12 protein-coding genes are annotated in these 24077 nt (G+C 45.1%); all 12 read left to right on the top strand.

Going from position 1 to position 24077, the window contains the following annotated elements; translation table 11 throughout:
- Nucleotides 1-18 precede the first annotated feature (18 nt).
- The gene (locus tag L6773_RS16615) at nt 19-1503 is read left to right on the top strand and encodes a glycoside hydrolase family protein (protein ID WP_237855579.1); all 1485 of its coding nucleotides are present in this window, start codon (nt 19-21) and stop codon (nt 1501-1503) included.
- Complete coding sequence (locus tag L6773_RS16610; RefSeq protein ID WP_237855578.1) at nt 1496-3424, top strand: arylsulfatase; 1929 nt, start codon at nt 1496-1498, stop codon at nt 3422-3424. The genes L6773_RS16615 and L6773_RS16610 overlap by 8 nt, the downstream gene beginning before the upstream one ends.
- A 213-nt stretch (nt 3425-3637) precedes the next feature.
- The gene (locus L6773_RS16605) at nt 3638-6805 is read left to right on the top strand and encodes a PVC-type heme-binding CxxCH protein (RefSeq protein ID WP_237855577.1); all 3168 of its coding nucleotides are present in this window, start codon (nt 3638-3640) and stop codon (nt 6803-6805) included.
- 274 nt (nt 6806-7079) lie between these two features.
- On the top strand, nt 7080-8507 hold the full coding sequence (locus L6773_RS16600; protein WP_237855576.1) for a sulfatase-like hydrolase/transferase: 1428 nt from the start codon (nt 7080-7082) through the stop codon (nt 8505-8507).
- A 301-nt stretch (nt 8508-8808) separates the two neighbouring features.
- Nucleotides 8809-11514 carry a c-type cytochrome gene (locus tag L6773_RS16595; RefSeq protein ID WP_237855575.1) on the top strand — a complete coding sequence of 902 codons (2706 nt, stop codon included), beginning with the start codon at nt 8809-8811 and terminating at the stop codon, nt 11512-11514.
- A gap of 276 nt (nt 11515-11790) precedes the next feature.
- Nucleotides 11791-13191: a sulfatase family protein gene (locus L6773_RS16590; RefSeq protein ID WP_237855574.1), complete on the top strand. Its 1401-nt coding sequence runs from the start codon at nt 11791-11793 to the stop codon at nt 13189-13191.
- A gap of 13 nt (nt 13192-13204) precedes the next feature.
- Nucleotides 13205-14761, top strand: a complete 1557-nt coding sequence (locus tag L6773_RS16585) for an arylsulfatase (RefSeq protein WP_237855573.1) — start codon at nt 13205-13207, stop codon at nt 14759-14761.
- A gap of 61 nt (nt 14762-14822) precedes the next feature.
- Nucleotides 14823-16364 carry a sulfatase family protein gene (locus L6773_RS16580; protein ID WP_237855572.1) on the top strand — a complete coding sequence of 514 codons (1542 nt, stop codon included), beginning with the start codon at nt 14823-14825 and terminating at the stop codon, nt 16362-16364.
- A gap of 199 nt (nt 16365-16563) precedes the next feature.
- Nucleotides 16564-17973 carry a hypothetical protein gene (locus L6773_RS16575; protein ID WP_237855571.1) on the top strand — a complete coding sequence of 470 codons (1410 nt, stop codon included), beginning with the start codon at nt 16564-16566 and terminating at the stop codon, nt 17971-17973.
- A 49-nt stretch (nt 17974-18022) separates the two neighbouring features.
- Nucleotides 18023-19396, top strand: coding sequence for an arylsulfatase (locus L6773_RS16570; RefSeq protein WP_237855569.1), 1374 nt, complete (start codon nt 18023-18025; stop codon nt 19394-19396).
- A gap of 109 nt (nt 19397-19505) precedes the next feature.
- Nucleotides 19506-21380 (top strand): sulfatase family protein, encoded by a 1875-nt coding sequence (locus L6773_RS16565; protein WP_237855568.1) that lies wholly within the window; start codon nt 19506-19508, stop codon nt 21378-21380.
- A 212-nt stretch (nt 21381-21592) separates the two neighbouring features.
- Nucleotides 21593-23872 (top strand): tetratricopeptide repeat protein, encoded by a 2280-nt coding sequence (locus L6773_RS16560; RefSeq protein WP_237855567.1) that lies wholly within the window; start codon nt 21593-21595, stop codon nt 23870-23872.
- Nucleotides 23873-24077 lie beyond the last annotated feature (205 nt).

Raw genomic sequence — 24077 nt, 5'->3', positions numbered from 1 at the left:
AGTATAAGTGACCCAATCATGAGTTTTATCTATTCAATAGTATTGACAGCAATGTTGATCTTTTTTTCATTACAAGAAGAACCTATTGGGTTCTGGAAGGTGGATACTCAGGAAGAGTGGATTGCTGCCCGTGAGGATGGGGAAAATATTGCTATTCAAGACGGCCTTGTAAAACAAGAAGGCGATGTAGGGGTTTTTCGCAGCCAACTCAAACAGTTTGATAGCAAACGGACGGCTAAATCGGTCGTTTTTAAGCAGTCCGATCAATGGCTGAACTGGATGCCTGTCGGGAATATCGGCCCTTCTAATTTGGGGGATGCCCCGGTGGTTCTGGCAAAGGGCCCCAACGATTATTGGATGTTTGGGCTATACGAACAGGTGGAGAAGGCCGAGGGTTTTATTCCAGAGTCCGCATCTCTTCCGGGATTTGAGATTCCTTTGCAAACGACTCCATTTGAAGATCAGTATGATGCGCCCGGCGGGCAGAACAAAGCCTTTGGATACCACGCCTGGCAAAGTCGGGACATGAAGCATTGGGTTCACCACGGGCAGGTCACAGAGCGGTTCTCAAGGTGGGTGACCACGGCCGAATATGTGGATGGAAAGACCTACCTATACTATGATTATCCCAACGACCAGGACCCGCATCTGTATATCGACGAGGACCTGACCGACGGAGTGCCGGGTAAAAATATGGGATTGGCATTTAAGGATCCTTCTGATGGTTCAGACAATGCGGTGATCCGAGGAGAAAACGGAAACTTTCATATAATTTACGAAGACTGGAGCCCGATCAACGCGAGTACGCATAGTTGGGACTCACCGCTGGCTGGTCATTCGATGAGTCCGGATGGCATTGGCAACTTCGAAATTCTACCACCGGTCGTAGATGAGCGGACCACACCCACGGGGGAAATACGTACCTACGAGCATCCGCACTGGCTGCAGCACCCGGACTGGGATACAAACGTGGCTGAATATGAGGTCCACGAGCCTGAACAGGAGGCCTTTGGGGATTGGGCGGCAATACGTATTGGCGAGCAGTACTACCTGTTTGCTGACTACGATCCGGTCGGGGAAGAGCATATGAGTGTGGCCTGGTTTACCGCCTCGAGTCTCGATGAGAAGTTCATTTTTCAGGGACATATCGGTCGGGGACATCCTGATCCGGATATCATGTTTGCAGAGGGACAGTTTTACCTGGTCACCCAGATGGAGACCGATTACGTAAGTCCGGGGCCATGGGTAGGTCGGGTGCAGGCGCGTGCCGGTGTTGATACCGACAATGACGGGATGGTTGACCAGTGGACCCACTGGCAGGAGGTCAACGAAAGCTACGATTATAGAGAAGGGTTTGCCAAGCATGTGACACGTAGCCCGGCTACACTGTCCCTGTCAGGATTGCCGGATGGGTACGGATTCAAATTTGAATTTAAGCTAATGCTAACAACTGGAAATAAAATCAGTCCCGAAATCGACAGTGTACGAATGGAGTTTGAATAATCACTATACGAATTGTGTGAATCCATATTACAATGATCAGATGATTAAAGACTCTAAAGCAGATAATACATCAACAAAAGATCTATATAGTTACTATGTGGGTATAACAAAATTACTTTTTGTGGCTACTATTTTGTTGATAAACTGCAATCAGTTGTTAGCGCAAAGTAACGGTAATATTTCACCTGCCAGCTCCCCCAATGTAATCGTTATTATAACAGATGATCAGGGATACGGGGACTTGGCTTTTCACGGGAACGAGATCATTCAAACTCCCCATTTGGATAAGCTTTTCCAAGAGTCCGTTCGGGCTACCAATTTCCATGTTTCTCCTACCTGTACCCCCACCCGTGGAGCTTTAATGACCGGAAGATATTCCAATCGTGTAGGCACATGGCATACTATTGGCGGCCGATCGTTGCTCTTTGAGGATGAAAAGACTCTGGCTCAAATCTTTGCAGAAAATGGGTACGCTACCGGCATGTTTGGTAAGTGGCATTTGGGGGATAATCATCCATTTCGCCCGGAAGATCGTGGATTTCAGCAGGTGGTGCGTCACGGCGGAGGTGGCGTTACTCAAGGACCCGACTACTGGGGAAACAACTATTTCAATGATACCTACTGGAAGAATGGAGTGCCCCACAAGTATGAAGGATATGTAACAGATGTATTTTTCAATGAGAGCATGGCATTTATAGAGAAAAATAAGGACAACCCTTTCTTTGCTTATATAGCGACCAATGCTCCTCATTCTCCCTTTCATCTGCCCGAGAAGTATTACAACTTGTACAAAGATGAAGACAGGCTCCTGGAAGACCAGAAACGGTTTTACGGGATGATTACAAATATTGATGATAATATCGGGCGTCTAGAAGACTACCTCATTCGGCTTGGTCTCCGGGAAAACACAATAGTAATTTTTTTGGGAGACAATGGTACAGCAGCAGGATATAGAACCCTAAATGGAACCGATTTTGGATTTAATGCCGGTCTGAGAGGTAAAAAAAATAGCGAATATGACGGAGGACATCGGGTGCCCTTTGCCCTGCGGTGGCCGGCCGGTAATATAGGTGAGAACAGAGATATTGATCACTTGTTGGCTCATATAGATCTGTTGCCAACCCTCGCAGAACTGGCGGATTTAAGATTTGTAGAAACTAAACCGTTGGATGGAAAAAGCTTCGCCCCCTTGCTGATGGACAACAAAACGGAGTGGAAAAACCGCACTCTCATCGTGGATTCCCAGCGTATACTTAATCTGGTAAAATGGAGAAAATCAGCGGTTATGGATGATACCTGGCGGTTGGTTAATGGCAGCGAGCTGTATAACATAAAACAAGACCGAGATCAGACGGATGATCTTGCAAGCGAATATCCCGAAGTAGTAGAGCGCCTTCAGGAAAGTTATGAGAAGTGGTGGACTTCCCTGATGGAACAAACCGTAAATGAGAGGTACGCATATATAAAAGCAGGAACACCTCATGAAAATCCGGTTCGCATCAGCTCACACGATATGCATATTTATCCATACAAGAATGCATGGCATCAGCACGGGGCGCTTGAAGCAACAATGGGGCAGGGCATTTTGAAAGTGGAACTGGCTGAACCAGGCAGATATCGCATTAGTCTTCGTCGTTATCCGCGTGAGAGCGGCCTCGCAATCAATGAGCATGTAGCAGGAAAGGCAAAAACAATGGAGATTAGCTCTCCTATGCCGGCCAGTAATGATGTAGACTTGATGCAAGCTGTTCTTTATCTGGGAGATATCAGCCAGACAAAAACCATAGAGGCCGATGACGAGGCTGTACATTTTGAAGGCACTCTGTCTGCGGGCAAGTATGATATGACGGCTGTATTGCGAGACGCTGAGGGACGTGTATACCCCTCGTATTATACCTATATAGAAAAAATAGCTGAGTAGAAAATGAAGTATAAATCCTCTTGAAGTCAATGATTAGGTCCACGATGCAGATTATTCCAATACAACCATGAAGGTTTTTGTTAAATTTACTTCATTTGAATAATCAGTTGTAGATGAAAACTATTATTAGTTATATAGAGGGTTGAATCTCAGCTTGAAAGCGAGCAAACAGCTATAAAAGTAAATTTCAATTGTAAATATTTTGGGAATTAGATGCGTAAAACAATCTGGTTAATCGGTCTTGTTATATTTGGACTAAGTGCTGTTCAATGTAGCCGGACAGATGATACTCTTCAAATCAGCAAAGAATCTCATATCACGCTGATCGGTAATAATCTTGGATCAAGAATGATGAATTTTGGTCATTTTGAAACCGAGATGCATGTTCGATATCCCGACAGTTTACTCTTTATCCGAAACATGAGTGATCCCGGAAACAGGCCGGGGTTTCGTCCACATTCATCCCGAAATTCCCCCTGGGCTTTTCCCGGTGCTGAACAATTCTACTCAGAATTAGCTACAGATTCCGGAAGTGAAGGTCACTTTGAAACACCTGACGAGTGGCTTACCCTGCTTGAAACCGATATTATCATCGCCTTTTTTGGCTTCAATGAATCGTTTGAAGGGCAAGATGGGCTGGAGAATTACAAGTCTGAACTGGATGCATTTATCAACCATACGTTAAATCAGAATTATAATGGAGAAACACCCCCGCAGCTTGCCATTGTTTCTCCCATAGCATTTGAAAATCTTTCTGATGATAATGACCTGCCCGACGGAAGTACGGAAAATGAAAACCTGAGACTCTATTCACGTGCCATGCAGGAAGTTGTTGAAGAACACAATGCGGTCTCAGAAGAAAATGATGTGCTATTTGTGGATGCTTTTTCACCATCCAAAGAGTGGTTTGAGTCTGGTGATGATCCATTAACCATTGATGGTTCCCAACTCACCGATGAAGGGTATTTGAAGTTCGCGAAACTGTTGGCTGATGAGGTTTTTGGTGAGGTTAATAAAGAGGCCGAAGAACATCGCGAATTAGTACACGATGCTGTTCTTGAAAAAAACTGGATGTGGCATAATGATTATAAAATACCAAACGGTGTGCATGCCTACGGCCGCCGTTACAATCCATTCGGACCCGATAACTACCCGGCTGAAATTGAGAAAATTCGACAAATGACCGCTATCAGGGATACAGCAATCTGGCGTGCGGCAGATGGTGAGCTGATGGATGTAGCAGCTGCGGATCAAAACACACGGCAGCTGCCTGAAGTGGAAACCAATTTTGATCCCGATCAGCATGGGAATCCCGAGTATAAGTATGGCGAAGATGCACTGGCAACCTTCGAAATGGCTCCCGGTTATGAAATTGAACTTTTTGCCTCTGAAGAGGACTTCTCTGACCTTGCAAATCCTGTTCAGCTCTCGTTTGATACCGAAGGACGTCTGTGGGTGGCTACCATGCCGAGCTATCCGCACTACAAACCGGGGGACGAAAAACCGGATGACAAGCTGATTATCCTGGAAGATACAGACGGTGACGGCAGGGCAGATAAACAGACGACGTTTGTCGATGGATTGCATCTTCCCGTGGGTTTTCAATTTGCTCCGGAGGGAATCTATATATCACAGGGTACAAATTTGATGCTCTACAAAGATACGGATGGCGATGACCGGGCCGACACCAGCGAAATCGTATTAAGTGGGTTTGATGATCATGATACGCACCATGCGCATAGTGCATATACGTTGGATCCGTCCGGCGCTATCTATATGGGTGAAGGTGTATTTTTGCACACCAATGTTGAAACATCTTATGGTCCGGTCCGGGCAACAAATGGAGGATTTTACAGATACAACCCGCAGCGTCGCCGATTGGAGAGAACGGCACAGCTATCGATTCCAAACCCATGGGGGATTTTATTCGATGAATGGGGACAGAATTTCTTTGCCGAAACTTCCGGACCGGATGTTCTTTGGATGATGCCGGGTACTGTAAAACCCAGGTATGGTGTTGCGAGTCCCAAATCACGAAATCTAATTGAAGATGAACATCGAGTTCGTCCGACTTCAGGATTGGAAATCGTGTCGAGCCGGCATTTTCCGGAAGAAGTACAGGGAGATTTTTTGATTAACAACACCATAGGTTTTTTGGGCACCAAGCAGCATACACTGGAAGATGATGGTACGGGATATAAAAGCAGTCACAGACAGGATTTGGTTCAGTCAAGCGATCGCAATTTTCGCCCGGTGGATATGGAGTTTGCTCCAGACGGTTCACTTTACCTTGTTGACTGGCACAATGTATTGATCGGTCATATGCAGCATAATGCCCGCGATCCTCTCAGAGATCACGTTCACGGCCGTATTTATCGAATTACGTATCCAGATCGGCCGCTGGTGGAACCTGCAAACGTAGCGGGTGCAACAATTGAAGAGTTATTTGAAAACCTTGAGCTTCCGGAATTCAGAACGCGACAGCGATCACGCCTGGAATTGCGAGGCCGGGATGCATCCGAAGTATTACAGCATTTAGACTCCTGGATTAACAACCTCGATGAGAATGATGAAAGATATGAACACCACCTTTTGGAAGGATTATGGGTAAGCTGGGGGTTGAACCAGGTTCACGAGCCATTACTCCGTCAATTACTCGAGGCGGAGGATCACAGAGTCAGGGCAGCAGCAGCACGAGTGCTTCGATATACAGGGCATCAAGTGGAAGAACAGGTGGATCTGCTCGTTCAGGCGGCCGGAGATGATCATGGCCGGGTTCGCCTTGAAGCAATAGTTGCAGCTTCATGGCTGAGCCAGGACGACGGTTTATCGATTTTAAACGAAGTCGGTAACTATCCCATCGATGATTGGATGAGGCCCTCCTATGACACAGCTCTTGCACGACTGCTTGGAGAAACCGTTCAGGACGAATCACCCGAAGAAATCGAAACCACCCTTACAGGAACTGACAGAGAGCTTTTCATGAAAGGGAGAGAGATATATGCTATAGACGGCTACTGCGGTACATGTCATCAGCCCGATGGCAAAGGGTTAACGGCTTCCGGTTTTCCACCCCTGGCCGGTACCCAATGGGTAAATGGGAATGAAGAACGTTTGATCAAATTAACACTGCATGGTTTAGCGGGCCCTATTGAAGTTCTTGGGGAAGAGTATCCCGGAAATGTACCCATGACTCCTTTCGGTGGAATGCTCAACGACGAAGAGGTGGCTGCCGTACTCACATATGTAAGAAATGCTTTTGGAAATGAAGCATCGCCCATCACTCCTGAAAAAGTGGGTGAAGTACGGGCTGCTACTCAGGATAAGAACGGATTTTATTCTCCTGAAGAACTGCTGGAAGAACATCCATTTGAGGAGTGAAGTGAGAACTAAATACCATTTTAACAAAATTCCCAAGGTTTTTCTTAAACTTGAGCAAGTGTTAAATCCGATACTTCAAAACATAAATTGGAATCATGTTGGTACTTACTTGTCGGAATAATCATTGTGCCATCGGTAATATGAGGATGTCACTTGTGCCCAATCTTTTTTTACAAATGGAATGGGGCACAAGTGACGCTTCGCTGAACACTTGCACCAGATGAGGATCAATCTTTAAATATTAAATCCAATGTAAACTATATTCGATGATCAATTGCGTCTGATTAACCTCACATTCAAAATCTATATTTTTTTCTGTTTCCTCACTCTGATTGTATTGGGTCTGGTTAATACACCTGTATCTGCACAATCTGCTAAAAAACAGGATGCCCGCCCGAATATACTTGTCATATACATTGATGATCTTCATCACGAAAAATTTGGATTTAAGGGAGATCCAATCATTCAAACACCTAATATTGATGCTCTCGCAGAAGAAGGTATCACCTTCCAAAATGCGTTTGCAGTAACAGCGATCTGCATCACAAGCCGCGGGAACTTCATGACGGGACAATATGCAGCAAGAACAGGTATATACTTTGACGGATTTGAAAAACTGACCCAAAAACAGGCTGAAACGAGTTTTCCCTACCTGTTAAATGAAGCCGGATATTATACGGGCTACGTCGGGAAATGGCATCTTGGACCCGTACCAGAGGGCATGTTCGATAATGATCAGTCTTTTGAGGGGCAAGGGCAATTTTGGTCAGAGGAAGAAAAGCCCGGTGTGGGAACTCACTTGACCGACCGGTTGGGAGATCAAGCTGTTCAAATGATCAATGAAGCACCCAAAGATCAGCCCTTTGTCATTACCGTTGGGTTTAAAGCGACTCATGTTCAAGACGGATTCCATCCCATTGAACCATACCCTGCCTCTCCTTCAACCGCAGTGTTGTATGATACAGATGAGATGCCGGCACCGCCTCATTCAGATCCCGAGTTTTTCCGGAATCAGCCTGAACTCATTCGCAACTCGCTGGGACGTAAGCGCTGGGAATACCGGCTGGGTCCACCTGAGTCACTGAATTTTCAGCGTTCAATCCGTCGATACTACCGCTTGGTGACAGGCATAGATAATCAACTGGGCAAGATGATGAAGGCTCTCCAACAATCAGGAAGGTTGGAGAATACCATTGTTGTTTTTACGGCTGACCAGGGCATGTATTTGGGAGCACGTGGCCTTGCGGGCAAATGGTTTGGTCATGAAACGTCGATCCGCATTCCGTTGATTATTCATGATCCCCGACTGCCTATTTCGAAGCAAGGCGCACCAAGGGATGCAATGGTACTTATGACCGATTTTCATCCCACCATTCTTGATTGGGGCGGTTTACATGCTTCCGAAGAAGTACAAGGCAGATCGCTTGTACCCATACTTGAAGGAGATACTCCGGAAAACTGGCGGACGGAGTTCTTTTACGAACACCACAGTTTCCCCGACCAGATTCCGCGATCGGAGGGTGTTCGAACTGAAAATTTTAAATATTTGAGATACATAGACAGTCAACCTCTTTTCGAGGAGCTGTATGATCTGAATGCAGATCCGACTGAAGGTGTCAACTTAGCTGAAAATCCGGCATATTCTGAATTGTTGGATGAGATGCGTCTCAAATGGCAGCAATGGAAAGAAAAAGTTCGGTGACATTCCTTACCGAATTATTAGCTAGAACTTACAATATATTTACGATCGTTTGAGATGTTGATGAATTAAATGATTGAATAAATTACATTGAGCCTGCTTTTCTATCAAAAGGGAGTCGAGTTTTATTTTCCACTCTCTCGAAGGTTGGGGGCAGGCCGTTCCGACCAAGAAAAGGCCGAAACTGCAGTCAAATTGTCAAATCTCAGTAGATTTAAATCGACTTGACGTTATAGTAGATTTATTCCCAGAGTTTCACTATCTCAATGGATGACTTTTAAACATTAACGGATACCAGGTTTACATGAAATTGAATTTTAAATGGACAGGATTCTATCTGAATATTTTCTTCCTATTGTCTACCATTTTTTTAATGGGGTATGTTGGTACAAATGAAAATCAACCTACTTCTCAGCAGGAAAACGAAGGTTTTACGAACGCAGAAAGAGATTCAGTTTTACAAAATATTGAGACGCTTCCCGGTTTTGAAATTCAAAAGATCTATGAAGTACCGCGAGATCAGCAGGGATCGTGGGTATCGTTAAGTGTTGGCCCAAAAGGGCATTTGATCGCCTCTGACCAAGAAGCGAAGGGGATGTTTCGTATCAAGATCACCGATGATATTGATGAACAGAAAGTCAGCACGGAAGAATTGATTATGCCAATTTCCGGTGCGCAGGGCTTACAGTGGATGGATGATTATTTTTATGTGAATGTTAACGGAAAAGGCCTCTTCAGAATGAAGTATGATGATGAAAGTGACCTTTTCAATATCCTGGAATACCTTGGTGGGCCTGATGGCGGTGGTGAACATGGAAATCACGCTTTGATAAAAGCACAGGATAATGAAGATCTCTTTCTTGTAAATGGAAATCATACCCCTCCACCTGACTTTACCTCGAGCAGTATATTGAATTGGGAAGAAGATATCTTACTGCCACGTAACTGGGATGCACGAGGCCATGCCAGGGGGGTTACGGCACCAGGTGGATATATCGCCCGTATAAATTCAGATGCTACCGATTGGCACATGGTTAGTATCGGTTATCGCAATACTTATGATATCGCTCAGAATCAACATGGAGATCTGTTTGCCTACGATTCAGATATGGAATGGGATATGGGGATGCCGTGGTATCGACCCACACGATTGATTCACGCTGTGAGTGGAAGTGATTTTGGCTGGAGGAGTGGAAGCGGAAAATGGAAAGAGTATTATGAGGACAGCTTACCTCCAATTGTGAATGTAGGCCCGGGGTCGCCAACAGGTTTATTATTTGGAAAAGGAGCAAAATACCCGGCAAAATATCAGCAGGCGTTGTTTGGCTTGGATTGGACGTTCGGAACAATGTATGCTTTTCATATCAAACCGGAAGGGGCTAGTTATTCGGCAGAGGTTGAGGAGTTTCTTTCCGGGTCCCCGCTGCCGTTGACTGATGCGGTTATCGGGAGTGATGGTTACCTGTACTTTGTGACGGGTGGTCGAGATAAAGAATCAGTACTTTATCGGGTCATCTATACAGGAAATGAATCTATCACCGAAGCTGATTCTTTTGAAGAAGACCCCAGGGCAAAAGAGGCTCGAGAATTGCGTATACGCCTTGAAGCGTTTCATGGAACTCAAGATCCCGAAGCGATTGATACGGCATGGCCACACCTGGACCATCCGGACCGATTCATACGCCACGCTGCAAGGGTAGCCGTTGAGTGGCAACCCGTGGACGAGTGGGCTGAAAAAGCGATGGAAGAAGACAGTCCCCAGGCGCGTATCACGTCCCTGGTTGCATTGGCTCGAGCCGGTTCAGATGAGTACCGAGAGCGAGCAATTGATTCGCTGATTGAGCTAAATTTTGAATCTCTGACTCCCATGCAGAAACTGGGATATCTGCGAGCCGCATCCCTCATGTTTATGCGCATGGGTAATCCCGATGATAATCAGCGATCCGAAATCACGGATATATTAATTGAACAGCTGCCCCATAATGATGTACGAGTGAATACGGAAGCGATCAGGCTTTTGGTTTACCTGGAGGAGCCCCGGGTTATTGAGAAAGCCCTTGCACTTTTACAGGAATATAAAGCACCCCCGGTGCCTGATTGGGACTCAGCACTGATTAACAGAAGTGAAGATTATGGTGGAACCATTATGGAGATGCTCAATAATCCACCTCCTATCCATAAACTGGAATATGCATTTATGCTTAGAAATATGGCCCACGGTTGGAGCATTGAGCAGCGTCGCGAATACTTCTCATTTATCAACCGGGCCGCTGAACAGGGGATGGGAGGGAATAGCTATTCCGGATTTTTAGAACGTATGCGTGATGAAGCACTTCGAAATGCATCGGAAGAGGAGATAGAAGCAGTATCTGACCTGACCGGGGTCAGCCTGAACCAAACGCCCGATTTTGAAATTCATCCACCGGCCGGACCCGGACGGGATTGGACTGTGGACGGAGCATTAGCAGTGCTCAATGAAGGTCAAAATAGTAATGACGATGAATCAAATGATGAGCTTAGTTTCGAACGTGGACGTAGCCTTTTTCATGCCACAGCGTGTGCATCCTGTCATCGGATGGGTGGTTTAGGAGGGAATATTGGCCCTGATTTGAGTAGTGTCAGTAATCGATTTAACAGAGTTGGAATATTGGAAGAGATTATTCATCCGAGCTGGTCTATTTCCGATCAGTACAGTAGTTATATGGTGAAGATGAACAATGGAGATTCACATACCGGACAAATTGTTAAACGCCGGGATACCGTTGAAATTTATACGCAGAATATCGATCAGCCACCAATCCTTGTGGCACGTGACGAAGTTTCATCCATTGAAAAAGCTGAAATATCTCAGATGCCTCCGGGCTTAATAAATTCATTGAATCCCGATGAACTGAGAGACCTGATGGCATACCTGATGACTGCTGGAAACCCTGAAGCTGATGTTTACCAGAGTGAGGATGAAGATGCAGATTCTGAAAATGATGAGGAGCTGGAAGAGACAGAGGATTAGAGTCTATCCATAATACTATCCCGCATTCTGTGTGTATTAATGGTAGAAGTGATAATCACCAGATCTATTACTTCAAGCATATATGTTGTCGTATCGTAACACCTGTTTGACAGACACCGTTATGCGTGGCGTGGCGATTGTCCGGGATTTTTTAAGTCTAACACTACTCTTTTGATTATGTTTTTTGACATACTCGATTATTTTAAATGTTGCAGTGAATCCTTCAAAATCAAATAGTTTTTTAAAGCCGAATTCAGATTAAAATCTATCCCCGTCATGAAAATATTCATAACAGTCCTGATTGCTCTTCTTGGCCTTTACCCATTTTCAACATCTCTTGCTCAAAGTACTGAGAAATCAAAACCAAATATCATTATCATTTTTACGGATGATCAGGGATATGGAGATTTAAGTTCGTTCGGCTCTCCGAATATTCGAACTCCGCATCTCGATAAAATGGCAACAGAGGGACAAAAGTGGACCAATTTCTATTCGGCAGCCAGTGTTTGTACACCCAGTCGTGCCGGACTTCTAACGGGACGTTACCCGGTGCGTAGCGGAATGGCCAGTGATGTAACCAGAGTTCTGTTCCCGGATTCTAAGGGTGGATTGCCTGACCGGGAAATAACGATAGCCGAACAGGTAAAAAAAGCGGGATATCAAACGGCGATGATCGGGAAATGGCATTTAGGTCACCGTGAGCAATATCTACCCACAAATCATGGATTTGACACCTATTATGGAATTCCCTACTCCAACGATATGGATGCCACTGCAGATAAACCGTCCTATTGGGAATACGCTGATGAACACATTCCTATAGAATATTACAATGTACCCCTGATGCGTAACATTGAAATTATTGAACGCCCTGCAGATCAAAATACCATCACCCGCCGATATACGCAGGAGAGCATCTCGTTTATCGAGGAAAATCATGATCAACCCTTTTTCCTGTTCCTGGCGCACAGCCTTCCGCACATTCCACTCTTTGTATCTGAAGAGTTTACCGGACACAGCGATGCGGGACTGTATGGAGATGTGATAGAAGAGATTGATCACGGGGTTGGTCAGATCATAAAAAAATTGAAAGAACTTGAGATTGAAGAGCAAACCTTAGTGATTTTTACGTCGGACAACGGCCCCTGGCTAGTATTCAGAACTCATGGGGGAAGTGCCGGTCAGCTGCGTGCAGGCAAAGGCATGACCTGGGAGGGAGGCATGCGTGTACCCGCGATCTTTTGGTGGCCCGGGACTATCAAACCCGAAATAGTAACAGATATTGGAAGTAGCCTGGATATTTTTCCCACGATAAGTCATCTGGTTGGGGGTGACCTGCCGGATGACCGCATCATTGATGGATTCAACTTAACTCCTGTGTTGATGGGCGAAGATGATTCTCCCCGAAATGAAATGTTGTTTTATCGGGGAGCTACGTTGTATGCGGCTCGGAAAGATAATTTTAAAGCACACTTTATTATTGAAGGAGCTTACGGTCAGTTTGAAGAGAAACAAGTGCTGGAAACGCCCTTGTTGTTTGATTTAAGTGAAGATCCGGGAGAAAAGTATGATGTAACGGATCAACATCCAGAGATGTTAGAAGAAATCCGGGAAATGGTTGAAAAGCACAAAGAAAACCTGGTTGAAGTGAAAGACCAACTGGCAGAACGGGAATAGAATTAAAAATCTTATGAAGCGATTAATTAGCAGGGCACTTAATAGTTTCTCGATTTTAGTGGTAGGTATTCTCTTGTTCTTACTGGCAACCGGATGCACTCCCGATCAAAACAGACCTCCAAATATTGTACTAATTTTAGCCGATGATCTCGGTTATTCAGACATTGGGGCATACGGATCAGAAATTGAAACCCCCAACCTGGATCGCCTGGCTGAAAACGGCATCCGGTTCACACAAATGCACAATACGAGTAAATGTTTTCCATCACGGGCCTCGCTGCTGACGGGTCAATATGCACAACGAGTTGGCATGAGTGAATCACCGGATCGTTTATCCAATGCAGTGATGTTTGGTGAAGTCTTGAAAAATGCTGGCTATAAAACAATTTTTGTGGGAAAACATCACGGAACAGACAATCCGCATGAATGGGGATTTGATCACTACTGGGGATTACGGGATGGAGCGGCTAACTACTTTAACCCCGGGGAACAGCGGTCATTCGATCCGGGTCCACCAGCCCAAAAAGAGTGGGCATACCCGCGTTCATTTGTATTTGATGATTCATTAGCCGAACCGTATACACCCCCGGAAAATTACTACGGTACAGACACCTGGACTGATTGGGCATTGGAGCTGCTTGGACGATATGAAAATGATGCGGATCCGTTTCTGCTCTACTTATCATTACAGGCTCCGCATGATCCTTTGCATGCACCCGAAGAATCGATCGAGAAATATGAGGGAGTTTATGAAGTGGGTTACGAGAAGATTGCATCAGATCGTTATGAGAGTCAGCTTCAAATGGGGCTTCTCGATGAGCGATTCCCTCGATCGGAACCCACTTTTCGTGAATGGGAAGCTCTTAACGACTCAACAAAAGCTGACCAGGTTCGCCGGATGCAGGTTTATGCTGCCATGATCGACCGGATGGATCAAAATATCGGCAGGATTCTGCAATACCTGGAAGAAAGGGATGAGCTGGATAACACTCTGTTGATGTTTGCCTCAGATAACGGGGCTTCGGCCGAGGTGGTTGAGATTGGCGATGGAGAAATTGGTTCAATGACAAGATGGGCATCTTTAAAAGAGGACTGGGCGAATGTGGCGAATACTCCCTTTCGTTTGTATAAAAACTACTCTCACGAAGGCGGGACGGCAACGCCCTTTATTGTCCACTGGCCGAATGTAATTACGGAAGGGGGACAGATTAACCATAGTTTGCTTCACTTTATAGATATGATGCCAACCTTTGTTGAGGTAAGTGGTGGATCATACCCAGAGAGATATAAAGACGAACAACTGTACCCGATGGAGGGAGTCAGCCTGCTGCCTCTGTTTCAAGGAGATTCAATTGAACGAAATAAGCCTCTATTTTATGAATGGAACGAAGGTAGAGCGGTTCAAACCGAGAATTGGAAGTTGGTGCAATGGGGCGAGGATTGGGAGCTTTATGACCGGCGCACTGATCTTACAGAAACAGTAAATCTTGCTGATGAATATCCGGATACGGTGAATTTATTAGAAGCCCAATGGCAGCAGTGGGCGGAAGATGTAAATAGCGAGAATTAGAATGGGATGCCGAATCAGAAATATCACACATTGTTTCGAAGTATTTAATTTTAAGTCCTGTTTGATAAAATTATTTTTCGCCGGATTTATAATATTAACAGGTGTTGGTGTAGATGCCCGGGATTCACGGCCCAACATTTTGTTTGTGATCAGTGATGATCAATCCTATCCGCATGCTTCAGCTTATGGAAGTGAATTTATCGATACCCCTGCATTTGATCGCATCGCTGATGAAGGAGTTTTGTTTACAAATGCGTTTTCGGCGTCACCGGGCTGCAGTCCCTCCCGTGCAGCAATCCTAACGGGCAGATATCCATGGCAGCTCGAGGAAGCGGGTACACATGCCAGTTACTTTCCCAATAAGTTTACATTGCTTCCTGATCTGCTCCAAGAGGCAGGATACCATGTTGGGTACACCGGAAAGGGGTGGGGACCGGGTGACTGGGAAGCTAGTGGTTGGGAGAGAAATCCGGCCGGCCCTGCTTTTCAGGGTGAAACCTTGAATCCTCCTTACCGGTGGATCAACGAAACGGATTACGCAGTGAACTTTCAAAGTTTTTTGGAACAAAGGTCGGCAGGTGAACCATTCTATTTTTGGTTGGGTACGTCCGAGCCTCATCGTCAGTTCGAAAAAGGGATCGGTGTGAGATCGGGAAAAAAGCTTGAACATGTTTCAGTACCTGATTATCTGCCGGATACACCCGAGGTGCGAAGTGATTTTTTGGATTATGCGGTGGAAATTGAGTGGTTTGATGAGCACTTGGGAGAAGCCATTGCTTTTTTGGAGGAGATCGGTGAATTAGAAAATACCTTAATCATGGTTACATCAGACAACGGGATGGCCTTTCCCAGGGCTAAGGCAAATCTATATGAGGATGGCATTCATGTACCCCTGGCAATTCGGTGGGGAGAGCAAGTGCCGGGTGGAAGAGTTGTTTCTGACTTGGTAAGCCTGGTTGACGTCATGCCCACAATTTTGGATGCGACCGGTGTTGAGCATAAGGGGCGATATGAAATGACAGGGACAAGCCTGTTGGAAATACTCAGATCTGAGAAGGAGGGAAGTATGAATACTTCTCGTGATGCCATTTTATCAGGACGAGAGAGGCACTCAAGCTCCCGGTGGAACAATTTGGGGTATCCACAGCGGGCTATTCGAACCGATCAATATTTATACATTCGAAATTTTGCACCGGAAAGATGGCCCGCGGGAACTCCCCGGCGTATTGAGAATGGCACATTATCTCCCATGCACAGCGGTTATCATGATATTGATGCTGCGCCCACTTTGGAAGTTTTGACAAGCCGGGCCGAGGATCCATATTTCAATAGATATCTCTATTTGGCAGTGGGTAAGCGGCCGGCCGAAGAACTTTACGATATTGAAAACGATCCTGGTTGTGTCATTAATTTAGCCCTGAATCCCGATTACAGTGAGGTTACCGAAAGACTTCGATATCGCCTTACAGAAATGCTTGAAGAGACAGGAGATCCCCATCTAACAGGTAACCCGGATGTTTGGGAGAGTTATCCGCGCCTCCGGGGACCCATGCGGGAATTTCCGGTTCCGGTTTGGGCTGAGCCCGATGAAAGACAGGATTGATTCCAGATTCGATTCTCAGGCAAACATTCATGTTGCTTAGAGTAAAAGGTTAACCAATTTGCTAAATAATGTGAGTACGATATAAGGAGAATGCTTTTAAAATCCCCCTTCAAAGTGGGGACACCCAGCAACGAATTCTTATCTTGAATTCTAGTAAAATGAATGAAATCAAATGATTGAGTCTTTACATGAAAAGGAAATGACAAAATCTTCAAAAACATACCTGATTTTCGGATTTCTTTTAGTCATCAGTTTCAACTGGGACACACTTTCAGCACAAGGGAATGATGACCGTATACAACCGTACCAGGAGAATGGATATTACTGGCAGTACAATGGGGAGCCCGTGATTCTTTTAGGCGGTACAGATGACGATAACCTTTTTCAAATGCCCAATCTAAGGGAACACCTGGAGGAACTGAGGGAGGCAGGTGGTAACTACATTCGGAACACGATGAGCGATCGCCGTTCCGGAGGATTTGAGGAATATCCATTTCAAAAATTGGCCAACGTAATGTATGATTTAGATCAATGGAATGAAGAGTATTGGCAGCGTTTTGAAAATATGCTTCGCCTGACGTCCGAGATGGATATCATCGTACAAATTGAAGTCTGGGACCGTTTTGATTATTCAAGGGAGAATTGGCCTCCTCATCCCTATAATCCGGCCAACAACATCAATTACAATTATGAAGATTCCGGTTTCCAGCCTGAGTACCCTGAACACCCGGGAGCGAATGAACAGCCTTTCTTTTTTACTACGCCGGATCAGCAGAATAACCAAATAGTGTTGCAATACCAGCAAAAATTTGTGAATAAGCTCCTGGATCATACCATGGAGTATCCGAATGTGTTGTATTGCATCGATAATGAAACTTCTGGTGAAGAGGCATGGGCGATTTATTGGGCTGAATTTATTCGCGACAGGGCAGATACAGAAAAAAGGAAAGTCAATATAACCCAAATGTGGGATGACTGGGATCTTACTGCAGAGGAACATCGCCGAACAATAGATCATCCTGATCGGTTTGATTTTTTGGATGTATCCCAAAACAACCATCAGACCGATGAAACCCACTGGGAAAATTTCTTGTGGGTGAGAAATTATATTGAATCCGAGCCACGTCCCATTAATAGCGTGAAGATCTATGGAGCCGACGGGGGACGTCATGGCGGGGATAATATCGATGCGGTTGAGAAGTTTTGGAGGTTGATTTTTGCGGGGGCTGCATCTGCCCGTTTTCATCGACCCGAGTCGGGACTGGGATTGCAAGAATTATCAAAAACCCAACTGCGAAGTGCCCGAATGTTTTTGGATGAATTTAACATCTTCAGTGCTGAACCCGATTCGGGGCATAAACAAATATCCAACCGTGGGGAGGATGAAGCCTATCTTACCCGAATTCAAGGGAATCAATATGCCGTATTTTTTACAAACGGTGGAGATGTAAATGTAGATATGCCGGAAGCAGATGGTTCATGGCAGGTTCGATGGCTTGACATATCAAAAAGTAACTGGACAGAGAATCAGTCCCTGAATAGCCGGAATTCCATTCATTTAAAGGCACCCGGTGATGGACATTGGGTGGCGGTCATCAGTAAGATGTAAAACATCAACTGATCTTAATTCTAATAAACAGATGCATAAATACTGAGCAATGAAAAATATTTTTACTTGTCTTCTTCTCATTTTTGTGCATAGCGGCGGATTTTCTCAGTTAAGTGCTCAAGATCGGTCACCAAATATTGTGTATATCCTAGCGGATGATTTAGGTTATGGAGATCTGGGGAGTTATGGACAGGCGAAGATCAAAACACCACACCTGGATCAAATGGCGGAAGAGGGAATGCGGTTTACTCAGCATTATGCAGGTAACACTGTATGTGCACCTTCACGTGTAAGCTTGTTGACCGGTAAGCATCCGGGTAATGCTAGTATGAATGGAAATGGTCAAGGTCCGATACCAGATTCCGACTTCACAATTGCTGAATTATTAAAATCAATAGGCTATGAGACAGCTGTGATCGGTAAATGGGGGTTAGGTGATCCGGGAAGCCCGGGGGTTCCTTCCAACCAGGGGTTTGATCAGTTTTATGGATTTCTCAACCACATTCGGGCGCATAACTACTGGCCGGACTATATTTGGAGTAATCAAGGCCGGGTAGAACTGCCCAATGAAGTCGTAATTGTACAAGAGGGATATGCCAGGGGAATTGGGAGTTATGCTAATAAGAAAGAGGTATATGTTCATGACCGTTTTACGGAACATGCATTGAACTTTATCGGACAAGAACGTGATACTCCTTTTTTCTTGTACCTGCCATATACGATTCCTCATGCAAATAATGAACGGCAACCGAACGGAATGGAAGTACCCTCTGATGAACCTTATTCAGATAAAGACTGGCCACAGATTGAGAAAAATAAGGCTGCAATGATTACTCGAATGGATAAGGATATCGGCCGGCTTCTAAATAAGCTGAAGTCCTTGGGGCTCGATCAGAATACAGTTGTCTTTTTTACAAGTGATAATGGTCCCCATCAGGAGGGTGGAGTCGATCCGGATTTCTTTGACAGCAATGGTCCGTTGAGAGGAATAAAACGGGATCTGTATGAAGGAGGAATTCGGGTTCCAATGATCGCCTGGGCTCCCGGGTTAATTCCTGCAGGCACTGAAAGTGATCATATTTCAGCATTTTGGGATATGTATCCAACGATAGCGGAATTGACGGGAGCTTCCTTTGACCATCATATTGACGGTATTTCAATGGTACCTACACTTCTCGGTGAAAATGAAAATCAAGAAAACCATGAGTACTTGTATTGGGAGTTTGATTTTTGGGATGGATTTCGAAAAGCTGTTCGAAAGGGAAAGTGGAAAGCGGTGCAGTATAATAACCAGGAAAACAGCAATGCCAATATTGAACTTTTCAATCTCGAAATTGACCGGGCAGAGCAGAATAATATTTCAGATGATCATCCTGATGTTTTGAATATGATGCAGGAGATTATTAACAAAGAAAGTGATTGATGGATAGTAGCAAGAAATCGGTATTATAGAAATATCAACTTGAGTAGACAGATCCGGCGTTGTTGAAGGTTGTAAAATCGATCCTCAAATCGTAAATAATCATTTAATAATGGATTATAGTAATATGAAAAGCATGTTTGAAAGTAAATTTACTTTAGCAGTTGGAGCTATCATTGTACTAGTAGGTATGCTTAGCGGCTGTGGTGAACCGGAACCTGAAGAGCTGCCTAACATTTTATGGATCACTAGTGAGGATAACAGTCCGTTCATGGGGGCCTACGGAGATGATTATGCTGATACCCCCAACCTGGATCGTCTGGCTGATGCGGGAGTCGTCTATGAAAATGCATACGCTACTACACCGGTATGTGCACCGTCGCGATTTACACTGATTACGGGTACCTACGCCAACAGAATGGGAACGGAGAATATGCGCAGTGTATATCCCATTCCGGAGAATATCCGGTTTTACCCAGCCTATTTGCAGGATCTGGGATATCATACCACAAACAATGTGAAAAAAGATTATAACACGATCGATCAGCCGGAGGTATGGGATGAATCAAGCCAGGAGGCACATTACAGTGACAGGGCTGAGGGCCAGCCGTTTTTTCATATCCGAAATTTAACAACGACTCACGAAAGCAGGCTCCATGATCCGATTGACACCCTGATCCATGATCCGGTTGATGCACCGGTCCCGCCCTATCACCCCGATACCGAGACGGTTCGACGAGACTGGGCTCACTACTACGATCAGATGACCCGAATGGATGCACAGGTCGGGCAGGTCCTTGATGAATTGGAGCAATCGGGAGAAGCTGAAAATACGATTATCTTTTATTATGGGGATCACGGCGGAGCCTTGCCCGGCGCAAAACGGTTTATGAATCAGCGGGGACTTAGAATTCCTCTGATTGTTTATTTCCCACCTAAATATGAACATCTGAAACCTGAAGAGAATCGAACAGAACGGCTGGTTTCTTTTGTGGATTTTCCTGCAACATTGCTGAGCTTGGTCGGAATTCAGCCACCGGATTTTATGGATGGGGAACCGTTTTTTGGCGAATATGAAACAGAACCGCGAGAATACGTCCACTTGTACCGGGGCCGTATGGATGAAAGATATGATCTGTCAAGGGCGGTTCGCGATCAGGATTTTCTGTATGTAAGAAATTATATGCCGCAACGAGTATATGCTCAATATTTGAATTATTTATGGAGAGCACCAACCATGCAGGTATGGGAGGAGGAGTACCAGGCTGGAAATCTGAATGAAATTCAGAGCCAGTTTTTTGAGCCGAAACCCGCCGAGGAACTCTATTTGATATCGGAAGACCCGTATAGTGTGAATAATCTGGCGGAAGATCCTGCCTATCAAGAAGATCTGCGCCGTTTACGTGAAGCAAACTCCGAATGGGTTCGGCAAATTAATGACCTTGGCTTTATTCCTGAAGGAGTTTTGGATGATCTTCGGGGAGAACGTCCGCTCTATGATGCTGTTCGCGAGGACAATGTTCCGATCAATCAGATCATTGAAACTGCGGAGATAGCTTCATTTCAACCTGAAAATAATATGGAAGAATTAGTCACCCGTTTAGACCATTCCGAATCTTCCGTTCGGTTTTGGGCAGCGATGGGAATAGCAATCAGCGGAGAATCTGCCTCTGAGTATTCATCAGAACTACTGGAAAAGAGAGATGATCCCTCAGGAACTGTCCGGGTAGCTGTAGCCGAGGCTCTTTTAGCAGCAGGGGAAAGCTCTGAAGCAATAGAGCTGATCGAAGAAACACTGGATAACCCGGACGGACATGTTAAACTCAGGGCAGTAAACCTGATTGAAACCCTTGATGAAAGTTTGATTACGGATGATATCAGGAATACTATTCTCCAATTTGTGGATGAAATGGAAAATGATGAAGCCGCAGCTGCCGGTTATGTATTCAGAGCTTCGGAAAGACTTGTTGAGAAATTGGATTTGTAACAGAGGGTATAAAAGTGGAATTAAAAATTATGAATCGGCTCAGGCGAGCCGATCTACGTAACACGGCTCGCCTGAGCCGTGATTATTTACTCGTACCGAAGCCCCTGCTTCGGTACCAGATTTTTAACTGTAACTAAACTCTATCAAATTTTTCTACTTAATTTTTGAACCATTTCGTGTTTGTGTATACTATCCAGGAATAGATTTAACCAATGTTTCATAAGATTTTTTTCTCAAGAACGCTTCAGCTTTTAGGTATTTTCGCTCTCTTTGTGATTTTTGGGCTCATTTACAGTTGCACCCAAAACAATAACGCCGGGCAAGAAGGGGGGGATGCTGACATCTCTCAAAATCACCGGTTTGTTGGGGGGCAAACTTGTCAATCTTGTCATGCCCAGGAGTGGGAAGATTGGTTGGGATCTCATCACGATTACGCGATTGCCGAGGCAGATGAGGAATCTGTAAGAGCAGATTTTGAAAACAGCGAGTTCCAGGATGGTGAGTACACCTATCGTTTCTTTCGGGAAGGAGAGGAGTACAAAGTAGAAGCCCCGGGCCTGGATGGACAAATGCAGATATATGATATCTCCTATACGTTTGGCTGGGAGCCACTGCAGCAATACCTGATTGATTTTGGAAAGGGTAAGATGCAGGCGTTGCAGATTGCCTGGGATACGGAAGAAAATCGTTGGTTCTCGCTGCGTCCCGATGAAGAGCCTGAACCCGGTGATTGGCTGCACTGGACCGGTGCCAGTATGAACTGGAACACGATGTGTGCAGATTGCCACTCAACGAATCTACAGGAAAATTATATTGCCGAAGCAGATTCCTTTCATACTACATGGTCCGTAATTAATGTGAGTTGCGAAGCCTGCCACGGTCCCGGAGGGGAACACGTAGATTTTGTGAGCAGTCCCGAGGGACAAGAAGCTTCCAAAGAGAGAATTCGGAGGGATCTCCTGAACGGACGATTTACATCCCAGATGACTGAAATAAATACCTGTGCACCTTGTCATTCGCTTCGGCAGAAATTAACGGATGAATATGTACACGGTGATGATTACCTGGATCATTTCGATCCGACGCTTCCCCATCCGGACAACTATTTTGCTGATGGACAGATTCAAGGTGAAGTGTATGTGTATGGTTCTTTCCTTCAGAGTAAAATGTTTGCAGAAGGGGTTCAATGCACAGACTGCCACAACCCTCATACGTTGCAGTTAAAACAGCCTCTCACGAATAACACGCTCTGTATGACCTGCCACGAGCCGAGATACAACACACCGGACCACCATTTTCATGAGGCGAATACGGAGGCGTCTCAATGCATTAACTGTCACATGACCGGGCGGACCTATATGGGCAATGATTACCGTAGGGATCACAGTTTCCGCGTTCCGCGTCCCGATCAAAGTGCACAATTTGGAACTCCCAATGCATGTAACGACTGCCATACCGATCAATCTGCTGAATGGGCCGCGAGCGCAATTGAGGATTGGTATGGGTTGGATGATTCAACCCATTTTACGGATATCTTTTTGCAAGCTGATAACCCGGGTTCCAATGAGATTCGTGCTCGAACGGAGCTTAGCGATTTAATTGCAGATTCCTCCCAGCCAGAGATCATTCGGGCTACGGCGATCTGGTATGCAGGCCATTTCCCAAATATGGGAACTACGGATCTGATTCGGGAGTCACTGGAATCTGAATCGCCTCTCATAAGAAATAGCGCAGCGAAAGCCGTTCAGAATCTTCCTGCGGAGATGAGAACACTTGTGCTCAGAAAAAATCTTACCGATTCATTAAAAGCGGTGCGTATGTCGGCCATGCAAAGCCTGACCTCATATTCTGCAGAAGATTTTGGAAATGCATACAAAGCTGATTTTCGAAATGCTTTACAGGAGTATAAAGACTACCTGGAGGTTAATAGATATTTTCCTCAGGGAGAGATGAACCGGGGCCAATTTTATGAACAACAGGGTGAGATAGACAAGGCAATTGAGGCATATAAAGGTGCTCTGAAACGAGACAATAAGTTTAATCCGGCACGCATAAACCTGGCTTACCTTTATAATGGGCAAGGGCAAAACGCTGAAGCTGAACAACTTTTAAGAGAAGTGATTGAACAGGAGCCGGAATTTGGTCAAGCTCATTATTCCCTTGCACTGCTTTTGGCTGAAGAGCAGCGGCTGGAAGAAGCTATTCCATATTTTGAAAGCGCATCGGAACTTAATCCTGATCAAAGCAGAATTTTTTATAACCTTGCTATTGCCAACCAAACGCTTGATCGACCTGAACAGTCCGAGTCTGCATATCTTGAGGCGATAGAACTGGAGCCGGAAAACGGGGACTATCGATACGGACTGCTGACGCTTTATATGCAACAGGAACAGTACGAGAAAGCACTTGAGCAGGCAAGGCGTCTTCAGGAATTGAATCCCAACAATACCCGCATCAGACAAATTTTGCAATCTATTGAGAGGGAGATGTAAAAGAGTTTTCACACGATTTTCTTCTGGCATGCCCCAAAAATTTTAGACTGTGTAAAATCTGCATCCATTCTTTTGTTATGCGATCATAGCTGTCCAAAACGTTTTTAAAGTGGAAAGAATCTTTGTTTTTCGAATGTATGGTCAGATTTGGCGTAATTTTCAAAATTCAACCCCTGCTTGAACAAACCGGGAACTGTCTCAGGCT

Source organism: Rhodohalobacter sulfatireducens, assembly GCF_022012475.1.
GTDB lineage: Bacteria > Bacteroidota > Rhodothermia > Balneolales > Balneolaceae > Rhodohalobacter > Rhodohalobacter sulfatireducens.
This window is presented reverse-complemented; position numbering and strand designations above follow the sequence as displayed.

Bases quoted from the DNA above. Each gene is read 5' to 3' on its own strand.
- L6773_RS16615 (WP_237855579.1), top strand. From the start codon at position 19: ATGAGTTTTATCTATTCAATAGTATTGACAGCAATGTTGATCTTTTTT.
- L6773_RS16605 (WP_237855577.1), top strand. From the start codon at position 3,638: ATGCGTAAAACAATCTGGTTAATCGGTCTTGTTATATTTGGACTAAGT.
- L6773_RS16595 (WP_237855575.1), top strand. From the start codon at position 8,809: ATGAAATTGAATTTTAAATGGACAGGATTCTATCTGAATATTTTCTTC.
- L6773_RS16590 (WP_237855574.1), top strand. From the start codon at position 11,791: ATGAAAATATTCATAACAGTCCTGATTGCTCTTCTTGGCCTTTACCCA.
- L6773_RS16585 (WP_237855573.1), top strand. From the start codon at position 13,205: ATGAAGCGATTAATTAGCAGGGCACTTAATAGTTTCTCGATTTTAGTG.
- L6773_RS16575 (WP_237855571.1), top strand. From the start codon at position 16,564: ATGACAAAATCTTCAAAAACATACCTGATTTTCGGATTTCTTTTAGTC.
- L6773_RS16570 (WP_237855569.1), top strand. From the start codon at position 18,023: ATGAAAAATATTTTTACTTGTCTTCTTCTCATTTTTGTGCATAGCGGC.
- L6773_RS16565 (WP_237855568.1), top strand. From the start codon at position 19,506: ATGGATTATAGTAATATGAAAAGCATGTTTGAAAGTAAATTTACTTTA.
- L6773_RS16560 (WP_237855567.1), top strand. From the start codon at position 21,593: ATGTTTCATAAGATTTTTTTCTCAAGAACGCTTCAGCTTTTAGGTATT.